We start from the raw sequence: 24,810 nt of genomic DNA on the forward strand, positions 1-24,810 counted from the left end.
CTGTCCGGCGCTGCGAGACCCAACCACCGGGAGGAGTCATGAAAATGAAGCCGCATCCGTCCAGCCCCGCGCCTCGCGCGGCGGCAACGGCGACCGGGCGCCCTATTCAACGGATGCGCGGGGCATCCCGATACTGGCAACTGCTGACCGTCCTGGCAACAGGCGCCGCGATCACTGCAATCACTGGGTGCGGCGGCTCCTCCGGCGATTCCGCCCCGGCCAGCAATGACGCGGCGAGGCAGGCGGCACTCGTCGAGCAGGGCAAGCAGATTTTCCGCTTCGATACGTTCGGCGATGAAGCGCATTGGACCGATACGCTGAAGATGCATGAGGTCATCAGCACCATGGTCGACCCCGTGACCGCGCTGTCCGTCGGGTTGAAGGTGGATGCCGAAGCCTTGCCGGCAGCGGTCGCAGACGGCATCGCCAACGGCACGGTCGACCTGAACAGCCCGGCCACCACGGTGGCGCTGCTGAAGCTGAACGCGGTCGTCGGCGTCCAGGGCACGGTGCAAACGGTGAATGGAGTCGACAAGCTGGTTCGCGTCGGCATTACCTGCGCGCTGTGTCATTCCACCGTCGACAATTCGTTCGCACCGGGCATCGGCAAGCGCCTGGACGGATGGCCCAATCGCGACCTCAATCCGGGCGCCATCATCGCGTTGTCGCCTGCCGTCGATGCTGCCAACAAAGCCGTGCTCAATGCCTGGGGCGCAGGCAAGTTCGATCCGAGGAACAATGTCGACGGACTCAGCAAGCCCGTGGTGATTCCGCCCGCCTACGGCCTGGACGGCATCCATCGCATTACCGTCACCGGCGACGGCGAAGAGATCGCCTACTGGAACCGCTATGTCGCCGTGGTCGAAATGGGCGGCCTCGGCACCTTCACCGAGCCCCGGCTGAACCTGTCGATCACGCATGGCACGGAAGATCTGGTCACCAGCAAGCTGCCGGCCCTGCAAGCCTACCAGCTGTCCCTGAAAGCACCGGCGCCGCCCGCCGGCAGCTTCGACGCCGTGGCGGCCCAGCGAGGCAGGCTGGTATTCGAAGGCGCCGGCCGCTGCGCCACCTGCCATAGCGGCGCACTGTTTACCGACGCCAATGCGCGCCTGCACCCGCCAGGCGACTCGATGGTCGAACCGGAATCGCCCAGCTATGCCTCACGTTCGGCAAGCAAGCAGTATCGAACCAGTCCGCTCAGGGGTGTGTGGCAGCATCCGCCCTACTTCCATGACGGGTCGGCTGCAACGCTGGAGGACGTTGCTCAGACCTATAACACCAGGCAAGGGCTGGGGTTGACCGCTGAGCAGATTGCGGATCTGGCGGAGTATCTGAAGTCGTTGTAGGCGCGGCTGCTGTGAATGACGCGTTTTCCGCGCAGGGTGCCGCCAGTGGAGCGGCACCGGATCGGCTTGGGAACGGGGCGCTAGGTCAGGCTACCGCCTTCGATCGGAGCCTGCTCCATCCCGGAAACCCGCCTGATTTCCTCGGTCACGATGGCGATAAACGCCTCAGTGGCTGTGCTTAACGGCCGTTGCGGATGGCTCACGCAGACCAGATGCCGGACGATACGCGGCGCGACGATGGTATGCATGCGCAGCCGGCCATCTTCCACTGCGCGCTGCACCACGATGCGCGGCAGCACCGTGACAAAGCGCGTGGCTTGCACGAACCGCACGATGGTGCCGAGGATGTCGATCTCGAACTTCGGCGCAAGCGTGACGTCCTGCGCCTGCGTGGCCGTGTCCAGCACGACGCGCAGGCCATGGCGCTTGGTCGGCAGCACCAACTCCAGTGCCGGTAGCTTTGCCATCTCCACGGATTCCGGCAGGTCCGGCCCGTGCTCTGCGCTGGTCACCAGCACCATTTCCTCGTCGTGCATCGGCTGCACCTGCAGCGCCAGGCGGCCGCGCTGGCGATGGACCACCGCCGCGTCGAGCTGGCCGGCGGAAACCAGATCGATCAGAGCGGTACTGAAGCCGTCCGCGACCGATACCTCTACGTTCGGATAGCGCGCGTTGAAACGCGCCAGCGAATCCACCAGCACGCTCTCCGTCTCGGACGCCACCATGCCAAGCGTGATGCGGCCGGCCATCTGCTCTTCTCGCTGCATCATCTGCTGCCGGGCGCCGGAGATGTCACGCACGATGGGCAGGAACAGACGGTACATCATGCGACCCGCAGCCGTCGGCACCATGCCGTGCGGAATGCGCTCGAACAGCTTCTGACCGAATTCCTCTTCCAGCCGTGCGATCTGCATGCTGAGCGCCGGCTGCACGATGTTCAGCCGCTTGGCCGCACGCGTGACGGAGCCGTCCTCGAACAGCGCGATGAAGTATTGGATTTGCTTGAGGTCCATGTGCGGGCAGATATCAATAGAAGTACAGCATCGGCATCAATTTCCATGATGGCGCCCGCAAATGCTGGCGCCCCTACAAAACAACTTGTTTTCTTGCAGCCGGTGTCACCAAGGCAGCGCAAGCCTGGCTATCGCCACATCATAATATTTGATTGCGCGGATCAAAAAACAATATTAGTCGTTATATCGGAATCTCCCTAATCTCCGTTTGACGTTGAACGGTTCCGCTGGCCGCCCGGCCCGAGACCGTCTCGCAACACGGAGTCGCAAATGAAGAGATTCGATGCTGGCGAAACGACCGGCACGGTTCAGGAGACACAGGAGATCCGGCGTGCGCCGCACGTTGGGCGCCCGATGCAGCGCGTCGAGGACGCCGCCATCCTGACCGGCCGTGGACGCTATGCCGACGACCTGGGCGTGAGGCCCGGTACCCTGCACGCCGCCATCCTGCGCTCGCCGCACGCGCACGCCGAACTTGGCGCCATCGACTGCGCCGCCGCGTTGAAGGCGCCGGGCGTGCATGCCGTGCTGACCGGGGCCGACCTGCCCGGCTGGTCGAGGCCCTTCGTGGTGGGCGTGAAGGCGCCGATGGAGCAGTGGGCACTGGCCATGGAGCGCGTGCGCTATGTGGGCGAGCCGGTGGCCGTGCTGATAGCCGAGAGCCGCGCGCTGGCGGAGGATGCGCTCGACCTCGTGCGGGTGGAGTACCGCGTGTTGCCGCCGGTGGTATCGATCGAGGCCGCCGTCGCCAACGACGCGAGCGTGCTGCATCCCGGCCTCGGCAGCAACGTGGCCAGCGACCGCCATTTCCGCTACGGCGACCCCGAGGCCGCCTTTGCCACCGCGCCGCACCGCGTGGCGCTGACCGCCCATTACCCGCGCAACACTTGCACGCCGATCGAGTGCGGCGTGGTGATTGCCGAACACTTGCCGGCCAATGAGGGCTACCAGGTCACTTCCAACTTCATGGGGCCGTTTTCGCTGCACGCCGTCATGGCAATGGCGCTGCAGGTCCCGGCCAACCGCCTGCGCCATGTCGCGCCGCGCGACTCGGGCGGCAGCTTCGGCGTCAAGCAGGCGGTGTTCCCCTACGTGGTGCTGATGTGCCTCGCCTCGCGCAAGGCGGGCGCGCCGGTGAAGTGGGTGGAAGACCGGCTCGAGCACCTGAGCGCCGCCACTTCTGCTACCGCGCGGCTTTCCACCCTGGAAGCCGCGGTCGAGGCGGACGGTCGGATCGTCGCGCTCTCGTACGACCAGCTTGAGGACTGCGGCGGCTATCTTCGCGCCCCGGAGCCCGCCACCTTCTACCGCATGCATGGCCTGCTGACCGGTGCCTACGCGATTCCCAACCTGCTGGTGCGCAACCGCGTGGTGCTGACCAACAAGACGCCTACCGGGCTCGTGCGCGGTTTCGGCGGTCCGCAGGTGTACTTCGCGCTGGAGCGGCTGGTGCAACGGATCGCGGCGGAGCTGGGCCTGGATCCCCTCGACGTCTACCGGCGCAACTTCGTTCCCGCCGATGCCTTTCCTTATCGCGCCGCGGCGGGCGCGCTACTCGACTCCGGCAACTACCAGCTGGCAATGTCGCGTGCGCTGGACGCGGGTGGCTACGGCGAGCTGAAGCGCCGCCGCGACGCCGCGCGTGCCGAGGGCAGGCTGTACGGCATCGGCTTTGCGGCCATCGTCGAGCCCTCGGTGTCAAACATGGGCTATATCACTACCGCCACGCCGGCCGACGCGCGCCGCAAGGCGGGTCCGAAGAACGGCGCCATCGCCAGCGCCACGGTCAGCGTGGACCTGCTCGGTGGCGTGGTGGTGACCATCGCTTCCACGCCGGCGGGACAGGGACACATGACCGTGTCGGCGCAGGTCGTAGCCGACGTGCTCGGCATCGATCCGGCCGACGTCGTGGTCAACGTCGAATTCGACACGCACAAGGATGCGTGGTCCGTGGCCGCCGGCAACTATTCCAGCCGCTTCGCGGGGGCCGTGGCCGGCACCGTGCACCTGGCGGCCACCCGCGTACGCGACAAGCTGGCGCGCATCGTGGCCTCGCACGTGGGCTGCGACCCCGCCGAACTGGCCTTCGCGGATGGCCGCATCCAGCGCCGGGGCGCGCCCGATACCGCCGTGCCCTTTGCACGCGCGGCCAGCAATGCGCCGCACTGGTCGCCGCAGCTGCTGCCGGCCGGCGAGGAACCCGGCCTGCGCGAAACCGTGTTCTGGTCGCCCCCCAACCTCGACGCCCCGGACGAACAGGACCGCGTCAACACCTCCGCCTGCTACGGCTTTGCCTTCGACCTGTGCGGCGTTGAGATCGACCGCGCTACCGGCCGCGTGCGCATCGACCGCTACGTGACCGCGCACGATGCCGGCAAGCTGCTCAACCCGGCGCTTGCCGACGGCCAGATCCGCGGCGCCTTCGCGCAGGGACTGGGCGCGGCGCTGATGGAGGAATTCCGCTACGGCCCGGACGGCAGCTTCCAGTCCGGCACGCTGGCGGACTACCTGATCCCGACGACGTGCGAGGTGCCCGACCCGCTCATCGTCCATCTGGAGACGCCGAGCCCGTTCACGCCGCTCGGCGCCAAGGGGCTGGGCGAGGGCAACAACATGAGCACGCCGCCATGCGTCGCCAACGCGGTGGCCGATGCGCTCGGCGTGCGTGACATCCGCCTGCCGCTCACGCCCGCCAGGGTAATGGCGATGATCGGCTTCGACGACCCGCCGCCGTCGCGTCCCGAACTGGCCGAGGCAGCAAGTGCAGCCTCGGCGAGCGGCAGGGGTGGCGGCAAGAGCGGCAAGGCCCTGAGCGCGCGTGGCACGGTCGACCTGGACGCCACGCCCGAGGCCGTCTTCGCCGTCCTGCTCGACCCGCAGGCGCTGGCCAATGTCGTGCCGGGCTGCCACGCGCTCGTGCCCATCGGCGACAACCGCTACCGCGCCGACGTGACCGTGGGCGTGGGCATGATCAAGGCCCGCTACGAAGCCGAGATTGCGCTGTCCGACCTGGAGCCGCCGCACCGGCTGCGGCTGGCGGGCGCCGGCCTGTCGTCGCTTGGCAGCGCGCGGGGCGCGGGCCTGGTCGAGCTGGCCCCGCACGGCGCCGGCACCCGTCTCACGTACGACTACGAGGCCGAGGTGTCCGGCAAGGTCGCCGCGGTCGGCGGCCGCATGCTCGAAGGCGCGGCCAAGGTGGTGTTGCGCCAGTTGTTTGAATCGCTCGGCCGGCAGGCCGGGGGCAAGCCCGTGCGCAAGCCGGGCTGGATCGCGCGCCTGCTGGCGTTGCTGGGAGTCCGTCGATGAAACCCGCCGCCTTTGACTACCTGCGCGCCGAATCCGCGCAGCATGCGCTGGAAGCGCTGGCCCGTGCCGGCGAGGGTGCCCGCGTGCTGGCCGGCGGCCAGTCGCTGATGGCCGTGCTGAACATGCGGCTCGCACAGCCGCAATTGCTGGTCGACATCTCGCGCACCCGTGACCTGGATACCGTGCGCATCGAGGACGGCCATCTGGTGGTGGCCGCCGCTGCCACCCAGGGCAGTGTGGAATGGCGCCCGTCATTGGCCCACGAGGTACCGCTGCTCGCGCTCGCCTTCCCGCACATCTCGCATTTCCAGATCCGCAACCGCGGCACCGTGTGCGGCTCCATCGCCCACGCCGACCCCAGCGCCGAACTGCCGCTGGTGCTGACCGCGCTCAGCGGCGAGGTGGTGCTGCGCTCGCTGCGCCGCCGCCGCGTGCTGCCGGCCGCCGAATTCTTCCGCGGCATGCTGATGACGGCGCGCGAGCCCGACGAACTGGTGGAAGCGGTGCGCTTCCCCCTGAGGCGGCCCGGCGCGCGCTACGGCTTTACGGAGTTCTCCGCCCGCCATGGCGACTTCGCGCTGGTGGCCTGCGCCGCCATCGTCACGGACGACGCCATTGTGCTGGCCGTGGGCGGCGTGGCCGACCGGCCAATGCTTGAGACCTGGCCACGCCTGCAGGGCAAGGCGCTGGCCGAGGCGATCAACGATTTCAGCTGGAAGCTGGGCGCGCAGGACGACGCCCATGTCAGCGCGCAGTACCGCCGCCACCTGGTGCGGCAACTGGGCATGCGCGCAATCGAGGAGGCAAGATGAGCAAGACCCCTAATGGCGCACCTTCGGGTGCGCCCCCGGTGATGCGGCGCGACGAGCGCCAGCGCGTCACCCTGACCCTGAACGGCACCGAACGCAGCGGCCTGTGCGCGCCGCGCGAGCTGCTGTCCGACTTCCTGCGCCATGAGCTCGGCGCCACCGGCACCCACGTCGGCTGCGAGCACGGCGTTTGCGGCGCGTGCACGGTACGGGTGGACGGCGTGGCCGCGCGTTCCTGCCTGATGCTGGCGGTGCAGGCCGATGGCGGCGCCATCGATACCGTCGAAGGACTCGCCCCGCGCGAAGGCCTGGGCGACCTGCAGGAAGCCTTCCGCCGCCACCATGCGCTGCAGTGCGGCTTCTGCACGGCCGGCATCCTGATGTCGTGCGCGGACTACCTGGAGCGGGTGCCCGAGCCGACCGAGGCGCAGGTGCGCGACATGCTGTCCGGCCACCTGTGCCGCTGCACGGGCTACACGCCGATCGTCGCTGCCGTGCTCGACGTGGCTGCCAGCCGCGCGCGGACGCGCCGGCCCGCCGCCCCGGTTGCCGAGGAGCGCTGCCATGCTTGACCTCGGCCGCACCTTCCTGCAGAGCGTGGAGCGCAGCCCCCACGCCCCCGCCATCGTCGACGGTGACTTGCTGCTGACCTACGAGCAATGGCTCGCGCGCATCCGCAGCGTGGCCGCCGGCTTGCTCGACCTGGGCCTGCGGCCGGGCGACCGCGTGCTCGCCATCCTGCAGAACCGCTGGGAGATGGCCACCCTGCACTGGGCCTGCCAGTTCGCCGGCGTGGTCATCGTCCCACTGAACTGGCGCGCCAAGCCGGACGAGCTGGACTACTGCGTGCGCGACGCCGGCGTGAAAGTGCTGGTGTTCGAGCCCGTCAGCGCCGACGCCGTGCTGGACAGCCCCGCCGCGCAGGACATCCCCTGCATCGCGCTGGACGGCGCGCCCGGCGGCTCGCTCTCGTTCGACACCCTGCTCCACGCCACGCCCCGCCGGGACAGCACGCAGGCCGAAGCCGGCGACATCTCGCTCATGCTGTACACCTCCGGCACCACCGGCAGGCCGAAAGGTGTGCCACGCCGCCACCGGCAAGAACGCGCGGCCGCGCTTGCACATGTCGCGCAAAACCTGTACCGGCGCGGCGAGCGGACGCTGGGGGTGATGCCGCTGTACCACACCATGGGCGTGCGGTCCCTGCTGGCCATGGCCCTGGTGGATGGCCTGTTGGTCTGCGTGCGGCGCTGGAGCGCGTCGCAGGCGCTGCAGGCCATCGCCTGCCATCACGTGAGCTGCCTCTATCTCGTGCCCACGCTCTACCATGACCTGCTGGCCGAGCCGGGTTTCGACAGCACGCACGTGCGCACCGTCACCAAGCTCGGCTTTGCCGGGGCCGCCATGAATGACGGGCTGCTCACCCGGCTCGAGCAGGCGTTCCGCCCGGAGCTGTTCGTCAACCACTACGGCTCGTCCGAGGTGTACACCTTCAGCGTCGACCAGCACGCGGCGCGCAAACCCGGCAGTGCGGGCCGCGCCGGCCTCAACACGCGGCTGCGCGTGGCGCGGCTTGACGCGGCCTCGCCGGACGAACTGGCCGCGCCCGGCGAGGAAGGCCAGATCATCGCCGACCTGCGCGGCGACGAGGCCTTCGAGGGCTACTGGAACCGCGACGACGCCAATGCCAGGTCTCTGCGCGACGGCTGGTATTTCACCGGCGACATCGGCTACCTCGACGCCGACGGCGACCTGTTCGTCACCGGGCGGGTCGACGACATGATCATCAGCGGCGGCGAAAACATCTCGCCCGCCGATATCGAATCGGTGCTGTCCCTGCACCCCGCCGTGGACGAGGTGGCCGTGGCCGGCGTGCCCGACGCCCGCTGGGGCCAGAAGGTGGTGGCATTCGTCAAGCCGCGCGGCTGCGTCGACGCCGGGGCCCTGGACGATTACTGCCGCGGCTCCGACCTCGTCAACTTCAAACGCCCGCGCGACTACGTATTCGTCGCCGACATCCCGAAATCGCCGGTCGGCAAGATCCTGCGCCGCAAGCTGTCGGCGGGCGAATACAACGTGATTTCCTCTCTTCCCCAAAGCGAACCTATCAAGGAGTAGCGACATGACCCAGCCCCTCGCATTGACCCATCCCGACCAGCAGCGCCTGCAGGATCTCGACGGCTTTTCCGTGGAGATTGATCCGGCCCGCGAGCGCGCGGACATCATCCTGCATCGCCCGCCCTACAACGTGATCTCGATGGCGGCCCGCGACCAGTTGCGCGCCGTGTTCGAGGCTCTGGACGCCGATGACCGCGTGCGCGTCATCGTGCTGCGCGCGCAGGGCAAGCATTTCTCCAGCGGCGGCGACATCCGCGGCTTCCTGGAGGCGTCGCCGGAGCATGTGTCGAACCTGGCGTGGAACGTGGCAGCGCCGGCGCGCTGCAGCAAGCCGGTGATCGCGGCCAACCGGGGCTACTGCTTCGGCGTGGGCTTCGAACTGTCGCTGGCGTGCGACTTCCGCATCGCCACCGCCACCACGGAATACGCGCTGCCCGAGCAGAAGCTCGGCCAGATTCCAGGCTCGGGCGGCTCGGCGCGGCTGCAGAAGATGGTGGGCGTGGGCCGCACCAAGGACATTGTCATGCGCTCGCGCCGCATCGCCGGCCGCCAGGCCTACGAGTGGGGCATCGCCGTGGACTGCGTGGCTGACGCCGAGCTGGAAGCCGCCACCGACGCACTGGCCGACGAACTCCGCGCCTTCTCCCCGCTGGCCCAGCGCACCGCCAAGAAGCTGCTCAACGACACCGAGGACGCACCGCTGTCGATCGCCATCGAACTCGAGGGGCACTGCTACAGCCGCCTGCGCAGCTCAGATGACTTCCGCGAGGGTGTGGAAGCGTTCCACGCGAAGCGCAACCCCGATTTCCGCGGCAGCTGACCGCGGGGGCGGGCGGGGCTGCCCCGCCTGCCGGGCCGGAGAGACGGACGCATCGACGATGCCCCCGGCGGGCATCGCCGGGAGCCGTTCATTCAAAATGACAAGGAGACAACGATGGAAGTGCTGGCAAATGACAAGGTGCCGACCAGCGGCGCGCCCGTGGCCGCGAACAACCGGCAGGTGCTGGGCGCGGTGACCGCTTCGTGCATGGGATGGGCGCTCGACCTGTTTGACCTGTTTATCCTGCTGTTCGTGGCGCCGGTGATCGGCAAGCTGTTCTTTCCGTCCAGGCATGCGATGCTGTCGCTGGCGGCAGTGTATGCGTCGTTCGCGGTGACGCTGCTGATGCGGCCGCTCGGCTCGGCGATCTTCGGGGCCTACGCGGACCGGCACGGGCGCAAGGGTGCCATGGTGGTGGCCGTGACCGGCGTCGGCCTGTCGACGGCGGCGTTCGGACTGCTGCCGACGGTTGCCCAGATCGGCCTCTTCGCGCCGGCGCTGTTCATCCTGCTGCGGCTGGTGCAGGGCGTATTCGTCGGCGGCGTGGTCGCTTCGACGCATACAATCGGCACGGAATCGGTGCCGCCGTCGTGGCGCGGCGCGGTGTCCGGCCTGGTCGGCGGCGGCGGCGCGGGCATCGGCGCGCTGCTGGCGTCGATCACGTACATGGCGATGACGGCGCTGTTCCCCGGTGACGCCTTCGAGGTCTGGGGATGGCGCTGCATGTTCTTCGCCGGCATTGTCAGCTCGGTGCTGGGGCTGGTCATCTTCAACTCGCTGGAAGAGTCGCCGCTGTGGAAGCAGCTGCAGGCGGCAAAGGCCGCCAGCGGCCACGCCAAACCGCAAGCGCATCCGCTGCGCACGCTGTTCTCGCGCGAGTACCGTGGCATCCTGCTGGTCAACATCCTGCTGACCGTGGGCGCAGGCAGCGCCTACTACCTGACTTCCGGCTACCTTCCCACTTTCCTCAAGGTCGTGATCAAGGCGTCCCCCGGCGAGTCCTCGGCCATCCTGATGCTGAGCAGCCTCGGTGTGATCGTCGCGTCGGTGGCAGCGGGGCATTTCAGCACGCTGGTCGGCCGCAAGCGGGCCTTCCTGCTGATCGGCGCGGTCAGCCTGGTGCTGATGCCGTTGCTCTACCAATGGATGCCGGCCGCGCCAAGCGCCACCCTGCGCGGCGTCTACGCGGTGGCGCTCAGCATGCTCGGGTGCGCCGGATTCGCGCCGATCCTCATCTTCCTGAACGAGCGGTTTCCCACCAGCATCCGCGCCTCCGGCACGGGCTTGTCGTGGAACATCGGCTTCGCCATCGGCGGAATGATGCCGACGCTCGCCTCGCTCGCCGCAGGCACGCCCGCCGACCTGCCGTTTATCCTTGGTGTTTTCCTTGCAGTCGTCACGCTGGTCTATCTGGTGGGCGCCGCAATCGTGCCGGAGACACTGGGTCGTCTCGGCGAAAAGTAGACATGCCACGCATGCAGTGCGAAGCACCACCGCATGCAAAACGAGGCTTTGTGTGACGGCCGCGTCGAGGATTCAGCGCGAGACGATATCCTTTCTCATTGGCCCGAGTATGCCGAGCAATTCCTTCTGCTCCTGTGCCGGCACCTTGAACTTGTTGAGCGACTTCACCAGATCTTCCACCAGCGCGTCAAACTCGCTGTTGGTGATCCCCATGCCGGCATGCGCGCTGCGCATGTCACGGCCCTGATAAGTGCATGGCCCACCTGTGCCCGCACAAATCTGCTCAACCAGCCTCATCTTCAGGCGTGGGATATTGGCATTGGCGAACTTTGCATTGATGCGCGTGTCGGCTGCGACATTGGCAACAAAGTCGTCCACGACCGCTGTGATCGACTGGCTGCCGCCAAGCCGTTCGTATAACGACTGCTTTGGCATATCCGAAGGCGCGGCCCGCTGCGGCCGATCCGGCATCGCGCAACTGCCGAGTCCCATCAAACCCGCCATCAAGATGCCAAACAGAAAAGGTGACATGCGCATGGTGACTCCTCTTGTGCGGTGGCGAACTTGAATGGAGGATCAGGGACGAATCCAACTTAGTGCCAAACCAGGGCGAGTTCAAGCCGGCGCACGGCTGGCGCTCCTTGCGCATGTCCAGTCTGATGACAAAGGCCAGAGGGCAGACACGTGGCGGAAATTGCGGGTGCGCGGCGTCGCCCGCCGTCTCCGGGCGATCTACGGATGGATCGCGGCAGCCATCGGCGCGCAATTTCATCAATTCTGAGCAAGGAGCCTGCGCGCACCACCGTTTCAAGCACTCGGAGTTTGCTAGCGACCCCACCCGCAAAAACGCTCGAGTAATTCCGCCTCGGTTTCATGGACCTCGACCGGCAGGCTGCATGCGCCTGCAAACGCCAGATAACGGGCGCGATGCTGGCCGTTTCGAAAGGACACTACGCCTTCGCTGGCGATGCCAATCAGTCCGGATAACGTACGGCAGCGCCGGGTTGTGAACGTTACATAGGGAACTTCCGGAATCCGTTCCTGGCCGGGCGCCAGGAACTCGCGAATGCCACGCACCTTGCCCGCATGCCAGTACTGCGCAGCCTGGAGGACATAGTCCGTCTTGTCGCGATCTGCGCAAGCGAGCAGCTTCGCCAGGTTGATCACGACCACCTTATGGCGCGAGTCGGGGGCGTCGAAACCGCATTTCATGCGGGTGAATGGGTAAGGACTGTGACCGGGGATAGGGACTATCCAGTTCCCGTCATGACCCCGTTGCACCTGATCTGTTGGCAAGGCGACTCCGTTTTCTTGTTCTCCGGAAGCTTCGTCGGGTCCGGATTCGATGCGGCGCGGCTTGAGCAGCCGCTGCGTTCTTATTCGCATGCCCAGGGATTATGCGTCAGCGCCAAGCCCTTGTGAACTCGCCCATCACGCGCGCGATGCTGCTGCCTCCTTTGCTGCGTGATGCACCGCGGTTAGCATATTGGCAACGCGCATCGTCCCGGATGCCGTGCCCAGGTGCCCTTCCATGACCGATTTCCAAGCAGCCGTATGGGTACGCCGGACTCTTCTGGTATGCCTGCTCGGCGGGCTGCTCGCCCTTTCCTTCGTCATAGTGCGGCCGTTCCTTGTGCCTCTTGCCTGGGCCGCAATCCTCACCTATGTCACCTGGCCGCTCAATGCGTGGCTGCGCCGCGTGCTGCGCCAGCGGCGAACCTGGGCTGCGCTGGCCTCCACGCTGGTACTTGCCGCGATGCTGGGCGTACCGCTCATCGGGCTCACCATCCTCCTGCGTGCCGAGATGGTCGCCGCCTACCGTGAGGCGGCAGAGATTGTGAACGCGGGCGTCGAACTGCCGGATTCGCTCGCACGCCTGCCCTGGGTCGGCGAATGGTTGCAGGAATGGCTGTCAGTGCTGTTGGGTGACCGCGCAGCCCTGCGTGCCCAGGTCACGGCGCTGATCGAACGGTGGGGCGGCGCCCTTGCAAGGCTGGCCGGCGGTGTGGGACTCAACGCAGGGCTCATTGGCGTGACGCTGCTGACGGCATTCTTTTTCTTCCGCGACGGCGAGAAATTGCTCGCGCAGTTGCGCCTGGTCCTGCAAGGGATTCTCGGGCCCCGCGCGCACGGGTACTTCATTTCAGTGGGAGACACCGCGCGGGCCGTGGTGTTTGGCCTCTTCCTCGCCGCGGTCGCCCAGGGGTCGTTCGCCGGAATCGGCTACTGGGCGGCAGGTGTCGAAGCGCCGGTGTTCTGGGGCATTGCCACTGCCATCCTGGCACTGATTCCCTTTGGTGCGCTCGCGATCTGGGTCCCCATCGGCGCATGGCTGCTCATTACCGGCCACACGGTGGCGGGGATCGGGCTCCTGCTGTGGGGCGCTACGGCCGTGAGCTGGGTCGATAACGTCGTTCGTCCGCTGGTCATCAGTGGGGCCACCAAGATTCCGTTCCTGCTGGTGATGTTCGGCGTTTTGGGCGGACTCGCCGCATTCGGCCTGATAGGCCTGTTCATCGGGCCAGTGATCCTCGCGGTGCTGCTCGCCGTATGGCGCGAATGGCTGGAAAGCCAGGCGGAGCAGCCGCTGGGGCCACCGCCGGCGTAACGGGGGAGACACCTGTCGCTCATCCCATCGCCAGCTCAGGCATGTCCTGAGTCAGCCACGCTGGCACCGACGGCGCCGGCAGGTGCTGCATGCAGCGCTGCAAGGGTGCCCGCGAGCGCGGCCTGAGCGATGCGCTGCGCTCGCCCTCGCCGCGCAAGCAGCGCCTGAGCGTTGCCGAGTTGGGCGAGATGCTGTACCTGTCGGCCGGCATCACGGCGCGGCGTGGTGGCCTGGCACTGCGCGCCTCGCCCTCTTCCGGCGCGCTGTTTCCCAGCGAACTCTATGTCCTGGCGCACAAGGTCGAGGGCTTGCCGGCCGGGCTCTATCACTACGACCCGGAGCACAATCGGCTCGACGCGCTGGGCGCTGCACCGGCCGCGCTCGGCGCGCCTCAGGCAGATGGCGCCGACGCGGCCGTGGTGCTGACTGCGGTGTTCCGCCGCACCGGCTACAAGTACCGCGACCGGGCCTACCGCTATGCGGTCGCGGACGCTGGCCACTTGCTCGAGAATCTGCGGCTCGCGGGGCATCAGGCGGGAATGCAGGCGACGCTCGTCGCGCGCTTTGACGAGATGCTGGCCGCCAAGGCCATCGGTGTCGATGGCTTCGAGGAAGGCGTGCTTGCCATCATGGATCTGCGACCCGCAGCCAGCGGCGTGGTGTCCACCGGCGACGCTTCGCGCGCGCGCTTCGCAGCGCCGCCGGTTCCCGCCGGCGTGACAACCGGAGTGACAACCGGCGTGACAACCGGCGTGACAGGCATGGTGCACCTGGCCACGTCGCTGCAGCGGTTGCCCGACGAGGTGAGCGCCGGGCACATCGCGCTACCGCCGCCTGAGCCCACCGCCGCAGGCGTGACCGACACGATCGTCCAGCGGCGCAGCCAGCGGCGCTTCCTCGACGAGCCGGTGCCGCTCGCGACGCTGTCATCGATGCTGGCCGACATGGCGCTGCCGCCCCAGCTATCGGGCGCCATCCGCATCAATCTGGTCGTCAATCGTGTCGCGGGCCTCCGCCCGGGCGTGTATCGCTACCTGCCTCAGCACGCGCTGGTACGCGTGCGCGACAGCGATTCCGCCGCTGCGGCCCAGGCGGCCGCATTATCGCAGGACGTGATCGGCAACGCCGCAGTGGTGCTGGTGCTTTCCGCCGATCGCGCGCACATGCTGGCGGAAGGTGCGCGTGGTTATCGCCATGCCTTTCTCGAGGCGGGCATGCTGGGCGAGCGCTGGCTGCTCGGCGCGGTTGCCCGCGGCCTGGCGGCCTGTCCGGTGGGCGGGTTTTACGACGACGAAGCGGCGGCCCTGATCGATGTCGATGGGCAAAGCCAATGGGTGTTGCACTTCGCGGGTCTCGGCGTGTCGACTGGAACGTAGAGCAAGGCCCGCACAAGCTGATGGCCACGAACTCTGCGAGAAAGGGCCCCGCTAGCTAGCCAACTCGGCAACCGCCCGATTGAACGCGCCTGGGTTGGCAATATTCATGCCGTGAGAGGCTCCGGCAATTGTCTGACGCTTGGCTTGCACGATCCATTCGTGAAGCTTCTCGACCGTGCTACGGAACATGCGCGGACTCTTTTGCCCATCGATCAGCAACGTTCGACACTGGATTTTACCGGCCGCTTCGCGAGTGTAGGCGGGCAAGGGGTCACGCAGCTGCTTCGGCAGTGTGAGCGCATTATCGAGCGCCATCCTGCGGAAGCTCTGGGAACTCTTGCTCCAAAAACCAGGCATGGTTACCGAGTCTACAAACAGATTCAGACCGGCATCGAATTCACCTTGCTCAATCAATGCCGCGGCCTTCTCTCTCAACGCATGAGTGGCCGGCGGCAATTTTCCGGCCCCTGCTTGCGGCGTTGCCTGAAGTGGGCCGCCTGGATCCGCGAGCGTGAGCGTGTTCACCAAGTGAGGGTATTTGCACGCCAGATGAAACGCAATGCAACCGCCACGCGAGTGGCCGACCAGATGGACCTGCCCCAGACTTAACGCATCGATGAACTCCGCAACTTCCGCGACGTGCGCCTCCCAACTGAAGTCGCCGCGTCCGAACGCACTGGCTTGCGGCCAATAGTGGCCCAGGCTCGGAGCGAAGCAGCGGAAGTCTTTCGACAGAGAAGCGATCTGCGGCTCCCAATAGCGGTAGTCGCACAGCGACCCGTGCACGAATACCATTGGGTCGCCGCTCCCGGCTTCCACATAGGGAACGGGGGTGCCGGAGGCAATGGAGACAAAAGAAGGTTGTGGCCAGGCACCGGCAAGAGCCAGCGTAGTCAGGGGCGCTCGTGCATTCATGTTTAACTCCTTGCCCAGACTTTGCTGCACCGCACTCAAAAAGAAAATCGAATAATATTGATGGAATCTTTCAGATTTTCTGATAGCTCCCTCGCCCTTGCGAAACCCGTTTCGGGCTTGTTAGCGGCTTCCGGCAACTGAATCCGAAACCGGCGAGCTCGGCCTGCATGGATGTGCTAGCATTGCTGTCAATGCAAGCATGCGGCTGAGGAGGCTGTCATGGCAACGTTGACGATCCGCAACCTGGATGAAGAGGTGAAGGCACGGCTGCGGCTCCAGGCGGCCCAGCACGGGCGCTCCATGGAAGAGGAAGTGCGCGAGATTTTGCGGCGCGCGCTAAGCAAACCGTCTGGCCTTGGCGGCCTGGGCAGCCGTTTGCAACAGCGCTTTGCCACGCTGGCCGATCCGGGGCTGGACCTGCCCTCGCGCGCCGAGCAACCGCGGTCCGCGGATTTGCCCGAATGATCGTGCTCGACACCAATGTCTTGTCGGAGTTGATGCGGGGCCAGCCTGAGCCCGCCGTCGTCGACTGGCTCGATCGACAGGCACAAGATTCCCTGGTCATCACCGCCGTGACGGTTGCCGAGTTGTTGCATAGCATTGCCCGTCTGCCCGACGGGCACCGCAAAACCGGGTTACAGGAAGCCGCGCTACAGATGCTCGACCAGGAATTCGAGGGCCGGGTACTGCCTTTCGACGAGGATGCCGCGGTGCACTACGCCGCGTTAGTGTCCCAGCGCGAACGCGCAGGCTGCCCGATCAGCATGGCGGACGCGCAGATTGCAGCCATCTGTCGGCACCACGCCGCCGCGTTGGCTACACGCAACGGCCAGGACTTCGAAGGGGTTGGCATTGTGTTGGCCAATCCCTGGCTGGATTGAGCCGTGCAGGTCGTCAACAGGCAGTGGCAACGTCGTCAAAAGTGCCGGTCGGTGCCTTCGGCCCTCGACATCCTTCCGATCCGGCATAATGCCCGGCGCACCATGGCGCTACGGGATTGAACTGGATGATGCAAATGAAACCGGACAGCTTTCGCGAACAGACCTCACAAAGCACGGACGGGGGCGACGACTGCCCCTTGCGCTGGTTCGACGCGGATCTTGGTGCATTCGAATCGCTCGAGCGATTGATCGCCGAGCATCCGGCGGATTTCTTTGCGGGCGAGCGTTTTGACCCGGTTGGCGCGTGCGCCACACGCGAGGCGGTGTTCGCGTCGGTTGAGCTGCCCGAGAATCCGACATCGCCGCAAGCGCATGCCGATCATCTGCTCAACGAAGTGTTTAGGCACGTGATGCCCGTGGCATCGCCCACTTTCGTCGGACACATGACGTCGTCACTGCCGTCGTTCATGCCCTCGCTGGCCAAGGTGGTGGCAGCGCTGAACCAGAACGTCGTGAAGCTCGAGACGTCGGGCGCGCTGACAGGGCTCGAGCGCCAGGTCATCGGCATGCTGCACAAGCTGGTGTTTGCCCAGGACAGCGCGTTCTATGCGAGATGGCTGCACGATGCCGATCACGCGCTCGGCGCGATCTGTTCTGGCGGCACGGTCGCCAACCTCACCGCGCTATGGGCGAGCCGCAACAACTTGCTGGGCGCGCGTGATGGCTTCGCCGGCATCCATCGGGCCGGACTGATGGCTGCGCTGCGCCATTACGGCCATGACGGGCTTGCAATCGTCGTCTCGGAGCGCGGGCACTACTCGTTGGGAAAGGCAGCCGATGTCCTTGGCATCGGACGCGACAATCTCGTGCCGGTCGGGGTCGATGCAGACGGTCGCATGCGCATCGACCTGCTGCGCGACACCATGCGTGACCTGCAGCAGCGCAACATCCGGCCGATGGCGATCGTCGGCATAGCGGGGACGACAGAGACGGGCGCGGTCGATCCGCTCGACGCGATCGCGGATGTTGCACAGGAGGCCGGCTGCCATTTCCACGTGGATGCCGCATGGGGCGGCGCAACCCTGCTGTCGGAGCGCGAGCGCTGGCGCTTCGCGGGCATCGAGCGCGCCGATTCCGTCGTCATCGATGCGCACAAGCAGTTCTACGTGCCGATGGGTGCCGGCATGGTGCTATTCCGGAGCCCGGCGTGGACGCAGGAAATCATCCAGCATGCGAACTACATCGTGCGCAAGGGCTCGGTGGACCTGGGGCGCCATACGCTCGAAGGATCGCGCGGCGCGGCGGCGGTCATGCTCTATGCGAACTTTCATCTGCTTGGTCGCAAGGGGTTGGCGCAGTTGATCGATCGTAGCATCGATAACGCCCGCTACTTTGCATCGCTGATTGCGCAGCAGCCGGATTTCGAGCTCGACAGCCACCCGCAGCTTTGCATCCTGACCTATCGCCATGTGCCCGAGACCGTGCGTGCCGCGCTGGCAACGGCTTCGGCCGACAGGCGCGAGAAGATCCTGGACGCGCTGGATGCGCTGACCATCAGCATTCAGGAAATGCAGCGCGATGCCGGCCGCTCGTTCGTATCGCGCACGCAGTTGACGTCGACACAGTGGGGTGGCCGACCGATTGCCGTTTTCCGCATGGTGCTGGCCAACCCGGATACGACGCCTGCCATCCTGCAGGACATCCTCGACGAACAGCGCGTGCTGGCGGCGGCCAGCCCGTGCATGGCGCCGCTGATGGCGCTGGTGGGGGCGCCGGACGCCGCGTGAGGCGGCCATGAGGAACGTGCCGACGTGGTTGGCGCGAACAACCTTCTGGCGCGGGCATACCGCGTTGCACCCCCGGAAGTGGGGCCGTTGCCTTGCCAGAGGAGTCCGCGCGGATCACGCAATGCCCGACATTCGGGCTGCGTATGGCCGAACTGTAGTAACTGTCCGACCCCGGTCAATTCTCCGCAGAGGCTTTAGTCCGGCTTGCGCAGGAAGCCCTGGTTGCCACCGTTCCGGTTGGGCGCGAAGCCATTGGCCTGCAGCGTCTCCTCCGCCGTGTCGTAGAAAACGCCGATCTTGCAGATCTCTCGTGCCTGTTTCGCTGTCGCTATCGGGCGACCGAATTCGCCGGCGATACGTACCAATTGCTTGATCTGTTCCACGGAGCTCATCTTGCCCGTGCGAGTCTGGTTCCACAGCACATCCTCGATGCCGCACCGCACGTGCAGGCCCAACGCCATGCCAATCATATTGATGGGCAGCACATTGAGCACCGAACTTTCCACTGTGACCACTGCACCATCGGGCACGGCCCGCAGCATGTTGGCCAGGTTGTAGATGTTCGCCTGATCCATGCCGCCGCTGATCGCCACCCAGTTCATCACCAGCGGCCCCTTGTAGACGCCGCGGCGAATCAGACGCTCAATCGTTTCAAAGCTGTTGATGTTGTAGACCTGGAACTCGCTTTGGATGCCGGCAGCCGTCAGGCGACGGATGTGCTCCTCGATAAAGCTGGGATTCGAGGGCACGATCATGTCCTTGTAGGTCCCGTAGAGGTGCGGGAATCCGCGCGATACCCCCTTGAAGTCATCGACGCCAGCGTGCTCCGTCACGTTCATCTGCGTGGTGTTGACGGTCACCGTCACCTGGTCGGGCTTCGGATCAAGTTCAGCCAGCATGTGTCGCGTGTCGTCGGAGAGCCATTTTGCCTCCGCGCCGTCGCCCTCGGGAGCGAAGCTGATGGAGCCGCCAACTTGAATGATCATTTCCGGCACACGGGCGCGTACCCCGGCGATCAGTTCATTGAACATGGACAAGCGCTTGCTGCCCTTGCCATCGGCTTCGCGCACATGGAGGTGCAGCACCGCGGCGCCTGCTTCGTAGCAGTCCACCGCTTTCTGGATCTGCTCCTCCATTGTGATAGGGATATCTTCCGGGAAATCGGAAGGAATCCAGCCCGGCGCATAGGGAGCGGCCGTGATGATCAGAGGCTGCTGGTTCTCCGGGTACAGGTGGCCGTCAAGAAAGTTCATGATGTCGGATCTCTAGGTGGAAATGCGAATATCGAGCGCGTCGAACTAGATGAGAAGGCTTTAGACCCCCGGTTGCAGCACCATCGCAGGGACGATGTTGCGCGGGCTTTCCTAAGCAAGTCTCTCTAATCGGTGGATGTCGAAGTCTTGGGACAACGAGTGAATCATCCGACCCCCCGCCACTTTCCGCTTTACGCTGGATGTCTCGCACTTAACCATTCATGACAACATCACGACCCAGTCCAATGAGCAACCGTCAAGGCACATACGCGCGTCATCTCGGAAGGCGCTGTACCCGAGCAGAATGATTGGGAACTCCCTCCCCTTCCCCCGTCGCCTTCTCTCCCCTCCGCCCCGAAATGCTAAAGCGCTCTGCATCGTTGACATTTCGGGGCAAGAGGGAAACTACGAGATCGCGCGAACAGGCGTGCGGATGGGCTAGCCGACTAGGCGGCCATTGCCCGCCGCTCCTCCTCATCGAGCATGGGGCCATCCAGGTTGACACGCGAATGGTCCGTGCGGAATTTCTGGATGATCGGCTTCAGCTCTTCCTTGACGTGCGCTTCGCTGTAGCCATTGAACAGATGACCGACCAGGCCCCGGCGCAGGTCCGAAGTGCCCATGATGTAGTCAGCGATCGGGAACGTGAGGTTCATGTTGTACTTCATCATGATGCCCATGTTGTGATGCGCCGTGTGATGACGCCGGATCGTGTTGATGAAGGGCATGTTGCGCACGAACCAGTTGTCGTGCACATGGCAGCAATAGTGGAAGGTCTCATAGATCAGGTACTGCGCCACCATCGTGATAAAGACAAAATAGCCGGCGTTGGCATTGAAGATCAGCGATGCCAGGTAGCCCAGCCCGCCGCCGCCCACGCCAAGCGTTGCCAGCACGCGCCACGGGAAGAACACGATGCGGAATTCACGCGTGGTGTCGATGGTCGGCTCCTGGTCGGTGAAGTACTGGTGGTGCTGGCGCGTGTGCCGCTCATAGATGGCACGCAGCGCAAAGACGTTGATCCGGCGGTGCATGACATAGCTGTGCATGAACCATTCGACGAAGTTGCCGGCCAGGAATACCGGCAGGATCAGCGCCCACTCCCAGGTCACGTTGTGCAGCCGCTGGATTGACCACCAGAGCGCGCCAGCGCCGACGCCGTAGATCACGGCGATATGCAGCAACCCGTTGTAGAGCGGGCTGATATCGGCCTTGTACTGCTCCCTGAACTTGCGTTGACGTTCCGTCATCATGATTGCATCTCCGGAAAACAACGCCGCACTAACATATTAGTTGGATATAAAAGCGCGGCGACCCATAAAATGCCCCTGGTGGCCAGGGGCGCCAATGCAGGCGCGGCTGGTAGGCCGCGCGGCGAACCGTTATTGCGACACTTCTTCCAGCGCCTTGCCGCGGGTTTCGACGCCCAGCAGCAGTACTACCGCGGCGGCCACCGCAAAGGACAAGGCGCCGAGCGTGAACACACCGCCCTGCCCCGCCACCGGCAGCAGCACGCCGACCAGGTAGGGTCCGGCCAGCGAGCCGACGCGGCCGATCGACGAAGCAAAGCCGGAGCCTGTCGCGCGCGAGCGGGTGGGATACAACTCCGGCGTATAGGCGTAGAGCACGGACCACATGCCGAACAGGAAGAACTGCATGCACAAGCCGGCGGCGATCAGTTGTTCCACCGGCACCTTGTGCACGGCCGCCTGGCCATACGCATAAGCGGCCACGGCGCTGCCGATCAGCATGAGCGCGCAAGTCGGCTTGCGGCCCCACTTTTCCAGCAGCCATGCCGAGAAGATGAACCCGGGAATGCCGGCCAGGGAGATATAGACGGTGTAGAGCACGGACTTGGTCACGGCGTACCCGGCCTGCTGCAGCAGCGCGCCGAGCCACGTGGTCAGCCCGTAGTAGCCCAGCAGCGCAAAGAACCAGACCGACCACAGCATGATGGTGCGGCGCGCATAAGGGCCGCTCCACAGCTCCATGAAGCGGGCCTTGCGGCTGGGCGCCTGCGTGCCGCCAAACGTGGCGGATACCGCCGGCAGCGCGCGGCCCCAGGCGCGTTCCACGCGCTGCTCGATGCCGGCCATCACTGCATCGGCCTCTGACTTGCGGCCGACATCCTCCAGCCAGCGCGGCGACTCGGGCACCATGCGGCGCACCACGAACACGAACACGGCCGGCACTGCCAGCGCGATGAAGATGCCGCGCCAGCCGATGACCGGCAACAGCAGGTAGGTCAGCGCGCCGGCCGCGATAAAGCCGATCGGCCAGAACCCTTCCAGGATCGCGACATACTTGCCGCGGCTCTTGGCCGGCACCATCTCCGACACCATCGACAGTCCAATGGGAAACTCCATGCCCATGCCAAACCCGAGCAGCACGCGATAAATCATCAGCGACGTCACGCTGTCCGCCAGTCCGCACATGAGGCTGCCTACGCCCCAGAAGATCATGCTGACCTGGAACACCGGCTTGCGGCCGAAGCGGTCGGCGAGCAGGCCAGCGATCGCGGCACCCAGGAACATGCCCAGGAAGCTGGAGCTGGCCAGCAGTCCGGCCTGCGCGGCGGTCAGGCCAAATTCCGCCTTGATCGAGCCAAGCACGAATGTCATCAGGCCCAGATCCATCGAATCGAAAAACCACGCCGTGGCGATGATGCCGAACAGCGAGCGCTGGTAGCCGGTCATCGGCAATCGTTCCAGCCGCGCCGCAATACCCGCCTCCAGCTTGAGGGCGCCTGCAGACATATCCATGGTTGTCTCCTGTGTAGATGAGACGCGCTCTGTGATGGCGCGCTTCGTAATATATTAGTTGTACATCGCTGATGTTCAAGTAATGGTTTACCGCGAGTTCGGTCGGGCCGCTGGAGGAAATAATGCCGCCAAGTGCCGGGAAAGTACCCCCGGTAAGCGCTAGGCCACCTAGACCACCTCGGGCTGCGGGGCCATGGCAAACGCATCAACGGACAGCGTGCCCGCCCAGGCATTGCGGACAATGGCGGCGTAGCGGGCAGGCACGTCCGGCACGGGGAAAGCCTTGGCCAGCCGGGTTACACCCAACGCATCGTTCACGAGCATATCGAGGTCGCCTTGCCCGATGCCGCACGCCTGGAGCGTGGTCGGAAGGCCGACCGCTCCCACCAGGTCGCGCACCACGCCAGGCACGCGGGCCACCGCGGCATCGGGATCGCCTGCCGCAATGCCGAGCAGGCGGGCAACGGCCAGCAACTCCTCGCGGCGCACGTCGCCCAGCGCGTCGAGTACATACGGCAGCATCACCGCATTGGTGGTGCCATGCGACAGGTGCGAGAGGCCCGCGACGGCGTAGGCGATGCCATGCACGGCGTTGAGTCCCGCGCTGCCGTATGACAGCGCCGCGTAGACGCTGGCGTAGCTCATGCCGATGCGCGCTTCGGTATCGCTCCCGTCCTGATAGCTGCGCAACAGGTATTGGCCGCACAATCGGATCGATTCGTGCGCGAACAGCATCGTCAGCGCATTGCGCCCGCTGTAGCCCGGATCCGGTTCGCCCCCGCGGTCAAAGCTGGCGGAATCAAGCGTCAGGTAGGACTCGATCGCATGGGTCAGCGCATCGATGCCGGCATCCGCGGTGACCCGCGGCGGACACGTGTAGGTGAATTCAGGATCGACCAAGGCCACGGCGGGGCGCAGCCGGTTGTCCATGACCGCCACCTTGGTCGCGTTGTCCGGATCGACCAGGATCGCGCCTGGCGTCGCCTCCGAGCCGGTGCCGGCCGTGGTGGGCAGGGCGACCAGCGGCAGGATGGGGGTGCCGGCATCGATGCTGCCAAGGAAGGCGCGCACGGGCCTGCCGCCGGGCAGGGTCAGGCAGAGCGCCTTGGCCAGGTCGATATTGCTGCCGCCGCCAAGCGCGATGACATGGTCGACTGGCAGGCCGCCAAGCCGTTCGCGGACTGTCGTCGTGGCCGCGTCACACAGCGTGGTGGTGGGATCGGGTATGCCGCCGTCAAAGACCAGCAATTCCACGTCCTGCGCACGGGCGCCGGCGACGAGTTCTTCGACCCACGGCGTGGCACCGGTGAAGAACGTGTCCGTCACCACGAGTCCGCGACGATAGCCCAGCCGGCGCAGCAGCGCGGGCAACTGGGCGCGGCATCCGGCGCCCATGACCAGCCGCGCCGGCGCGCAGAAATATACGAGGTCTTCCACTCTCATGCTGTCTCCTGTGGGGTGATTTCGGCGGATCGGGGATGGCGGGGGATGGCGCGGCTATACCACCTGCGCAGGCCAGCGCTCACGCAGGTGACGGGCGATTTCCGGCGTGCATTGGGTCAGCACGCTATGGCCCGCACCGTGGAGCACGACCAGTTCGGCATCGGGGATACCGTTGGCCAGCATCGCGCCATGCGTGAGCGGGCAATCGTCGTCCTCGCTGCCGTGGATGACGAGCGTCCGGCACCGCACCAGGCCGAGCCCTGGGCGCTGGTCTGTGTGGCGGATCGATTCCCAGGTCCAGGCCACGGTGCGATGGTCCGCTGCCTCGCGCAGCCCCAATCGCCTCTCGCGCATGGCAATCGCTTCCAGCAACGCCTTGGGTGCCGCAGGCTCAAACCATTGCACCGCGTTGAGCTGCGGCGTTCCGGACACCAGCAATAGCTCTGCCGGCAGCGGCTGGCCCGGCATCTTGCGGTCATCGGCAAGATAGGCCAGCACGACAGACACGCCCATGCTCCATCCGGCCAGCACGAAAGGTCCGCGCACGTGGGTGGAAAGCGTGCGGCGAAGCACTTGCGCGTAGGCTTCGAGCGAGCACGCCTGCGCGGCGGCTGGGGGCATCGCTTCCCCTCGTCCCGGCAGGTTGGGCAGGACAAAAGTGCACCGGTCGGCCAGTTGCTCCGCCAGCGGCGACCACGCGCCGCGCGTGCCCTGGATGCCATGCACGGCGACCACCGTTACCGGACCCTGCCCCACGACCAATACGTCATCGTCCGTCATGCCGTCTCCGCACACATCTAATATATTAGTCGGATAGTAGCAGAAAACAGCGCGCAGGCAAGCATGGAATCCGCTGTGTACAAAAGATGCGTACGGCTCATATACAATGGGCTTTCCATGTTCCCAGAC

At 65.8% G+C, this 24,810-nt stretch carries 21 protein-coding genes; 12 read left to right on the forward strand and 9 right to left on the reverse strand.

The features are described from left to right. The first annotated feature begins 44 nt into the window (after positions 1-44). Complete coding sequence (locus CTP10_RS37140) at positions 45-1,346, forward strand: hypothetical protein (protein WP_442875253.1); 1,302 nt, start codon at positions 45-47, stop codon at positions 1,344-1,346. A gap of 80 nt (positions 1,347-1,426) precedes the next feature. On the opposite strand, the gene CTP10_RS37145 is transcribed toward CTP10_RS37140, so the two are convergent. Further along, entirely contained in the window at positions 1,427-2,359 is a 933-nt protein-coding gene (locus tag CTP10_RS37145) for a LysR family transcriptional regulator (RefSeq protein ID WP_116318302.1), read from the reverse strand. 270 nt (positions 2,360-2,629) lie between these two features. Between CTP10_RS37145 and CTP10_RS37150 the strand changes: the two genes are divergently transcribed. From CTP10_RS37150 to CTP10_RS37175, 6 genes are all read left to right on the forward strand, one after another. Further along, positions 2,630-5,665 carry a xanthine dehydrogenase family protein molybdopterin-binding subunit gene (locus CTP10_RS37150; RefSeq protein WP_116318303.1) on the forward strand — a complete coding sequence of 1,012 codons (3,036 nt, stop codon included), beginning with the start codon at positions 2,630-2,632 and terminating at the stop codon, positions 5,663-5,665. Beyond that, a complete protein-coding gene (locus CTP10_RS37155) occupies positions 5,662-6,477 on the forward strand; it encodes an FAD binding domain-containing protein (RefSeq protein ID WP_116318304.1) in 816 nt (271 codons plus the stop codon). The genes CTP10_RS37150 and CTP10_RS37155 overlap by 4 nt, the downstream gene beginning before the upstream one ends. Beyond that, positions 6,474-7,046 carry a (2Fe-2S)-binding protein gene (locus CTP10_RS37160; protein ID WP_116318305.1) on the forward strand — a complete coding sequence of 191 codons (573 nt, stop codon included), beginning with the start codon at positions 6,474-6,476 and terminating at the stop codon, positions 7,044-7,046. The genes CTP10_RS37155 and CTP10_RS37160 overlap by 4 nt, the downstream gene beginning before the upstream one ends. Continuing rightward, positions 7,039-8,592 carry an AMP-binding protein gene (locus tag CTP10_RS37165; RefSeq protein WP_116318306.1) on the forward strand — a complete coding sequence of 518 codons (1,554 nt, stop codon included), beginning with the start codon at positions 7,039-7,041 and terminating at the stop codon, positions 8,590-8,592. The genes CTP10_RS37160 and CTP10_RS37165 overlap by 8 nt, the downstream gene beginning before the upstream one ends. 4 nt (positions 8,593-8,596) lie before the next feature. Further along, entirely contained in the window at positions 8,597-9,412 is an 816-nt protein-coding gene (locus CTP10_RS37170; RefSeq protein WP_116318307.1) for an enoyl-CoA hydratase/isomerase family protein, read from the forward strand. A 114-nt stretch (positions 9,413-9,526) separates the two neighbouring features. Further along, positions 9,527-10,876 carry an MFS transporter gene (locus CTP10_RS37175; RefSeq protein ID WP_116318308.1) on the forward strand — a complete coding sequence of 450 codons (1,350 nt, stop codon included), beginning with the start codon at positions 9,527-9,529 and terminating at the stop codon, positions 10,874-10,876. A gap of 72 nt (positions 10,877-10,948) precedes the next feature. Here CTP10_RS37175 and CTP10_RS37180 read toward each other — a convergent pair whose 3' ends face one another. Both CTP10_RS37180 and CTP10_RS37185 read right to left on the reverse strand, forming a co-directional pair. After that, the gene (locus tag CTP10_RS37180; protein WP_116318309.1) at positions 10,949-11,413 is read right to left on the reverse strand and encodes a group I truncated hemoglobin; all 465 of its coding nucleotides are present in this window, start codon (positions 11,411-11,413) and stop codon (positions 10,949-10,951) included. Positions 11,414-11,701: 288 nt separating this feature from the next. Further along, positions 11,702-12,172, reverse strand: coding sequence for a plasmid fertility inhibition factor family protein (locus CTP10_RS37185; protein WP_442875267.1), 471 nt, complete (start codon positions 12,170-12,172; stop codon positions 11,702-11,704). A gap of 235 nt (positions 12,173-12,407) precedes the next feature. On the opposite strand from CTP10_RS37185, the gene CTP10_RS37190 reads away from it, so the two are divergent. Further along, positions 12,408-13,484 carry an AI-2E family transporter gene (locus tag CTP10_RS37190; RefSeq protein WP_116318311.1) on the forward strand — a complete coding sequence of 359 codons (1,077 nt, stop codon included), beginning with the start codon at positions 12,408-12,410 and terminating at the stop codon, positions 13,482-13,484. An 89-nt stretch (positions 13,485-13,573) separates the two neighbouring features. Beyond that, entirely contained in the window at positions 13,574-14,860 is a 1,287-nt protein-coding gene (locus tag CTP10_RS37195) for a SagB/ThcOx family dehydrogenase (RefSeq protein ID WP_116318312.1), read from the forward strand. A gap of 51 nt (positions 14,861-14,911) precedes the next feature. Here CTP10_RS37195 and CTP10_RS37200 read toward each other — a convergent pair whose 3' ends face one another. After that, positions 14,912-15,775: an alpha/beta fold hydrolase gene (locus CTP10_RS37200; protein ID WP_116318313.1), complete on the reverse strand. Its 864-nt coding sequence runs from the start codon at positions 15,773-15,775 to the stop codon at positions 14,912-14,914. Positions 15,776-15,994: 219 nt separating this feature from the next. Between CTP10_RS37200 and CTP10_RS37205 the strand changes: the two genes are divergently transcribed. The 3 genes from CTP10_RS37205 to panP all read left to right on the forward strand — a co-directional run bounded on the left by CTP10_RS37205 (position 15,995) and on the right by panP (position 18,443). Continuing rightward, positions 15,995-16,240: a FitA-like ribbon-helix-helix domain-containing protein gene (locus CTP10_RS37205; RefSeq protein ID WP_116318314.1), complete on the forward strand. Its 246-nt coding sequence runs from the start codon at positions 15,995-15,997 to the stop codon at positions 16,238-16,240. Next, complete coding sequence (locus tag CTP10_RS37210) at positions 16,237-16,656, forward strand: type II toxin-antitoxin system VapC family toxin (protein ID WP_116318315.1); 420 nt, start codon at positions 16,237-16,239, stop codon at positions 16,654-16,656. The genes CTP10_RS37205 and CTP10_RS37210 overlap by 4 nt, the downstream gene beginning before the upstream one ends. A gap of 134 nt (positions 16,657-16,790) precedes the next feature. After that, positions 16,791-18,443, forward strand: coding sequence for a pyridoxal-dependent aspartate 1-decarboxylase PanP (gene panP, locus CTP10_RS37215; RefSeq protein ID WP_116318603.1), 1,653 nt, complete (start codon positions 16,791-16,793; stop codon positions 18,441-18,443). A 194-nt stretch (positions 18,444-18,637) separates the two neighbouring features. Here the strand turns inward: panP and CTP10_RS37220 are convergent, their stop codons facing one another. The 5 genes from CTP10_RS37220 to CTP10_RS37240 all read right to left on the reverse strand — a co-directional run bounded on the left by CTP10_RS37220 (position 18,638) and on the right by CTP10_RS37240 (position 24,681). Next, a complete protein-coding gene (locus tag CTP10_RS37220) occupies positions 18,638-19,696 on the reverse strand; it encodes a 3-keto-5-aminohexanoate cleavage protein (protein WP_116318316.1) in 1,059 nt (352 codons plus the stop codon). Between the two features lie 446 nt (positions 19,697-20,142). Beyond that, positions 20,143-20,949 carry a sterol desaturase family protein gene (locus CTP10_RS37225; RefSeq protein WP_116318317.1) on the reverse strand — a complete coding sequence of 269 codons (807 nt, stop codon included), beginning with the start codon at positions 20,947-20,949 and terminating at the stop codon, positions 20,143-20,145. Between the two features lie 129 nt (positions 20,950-21,078). After that, positions 21,079-22,458 (reverse strand): MFS transporter, encoded by a 1,380-nt coding sequence (locus CTP10_RS37230; protein WP_116318318.1) that lies wholly within the window; start codon positions 22,456-22,458, stop codon positions 21,079-21,081. 168 nt (positions 22,459-22,626) lie between these two features. After that, entirely contained in the window at positions 22,627-23,901 is a 1,275-nt protein-coding gene (locus CTP10_RS37235; RefSeq protein ID WP_116318319.1) for an iron-containing alcohol dehydrogenase, read from the reverse strand. 54 nt (positions 23,902-23,955) lie between these two features. Next, positions 23,956-24,681 carry an alpha/beta fold hydrolase gene (locus CTP10_RS37240; RefSeq protein WP_116318320.1) on the reverse strand — a complete coding sequence of 242 codons (726 nt, stop codon included), beginning with the start codon at positions 24,679-24,681 and terminating at the stop codon, positions 23,956-23,958. Positions 24,682-24,810 lie beyond the last annotated feature (129 nt).

The organism is Cupriavidus sp. P-10 (assembly GCF_003402535.2).
Lineage (GTDB): Bacteria > Pseudomonadota > Gammaproteobacteria > Burkholderiales > Burkholderiaceae > Cupriavidus.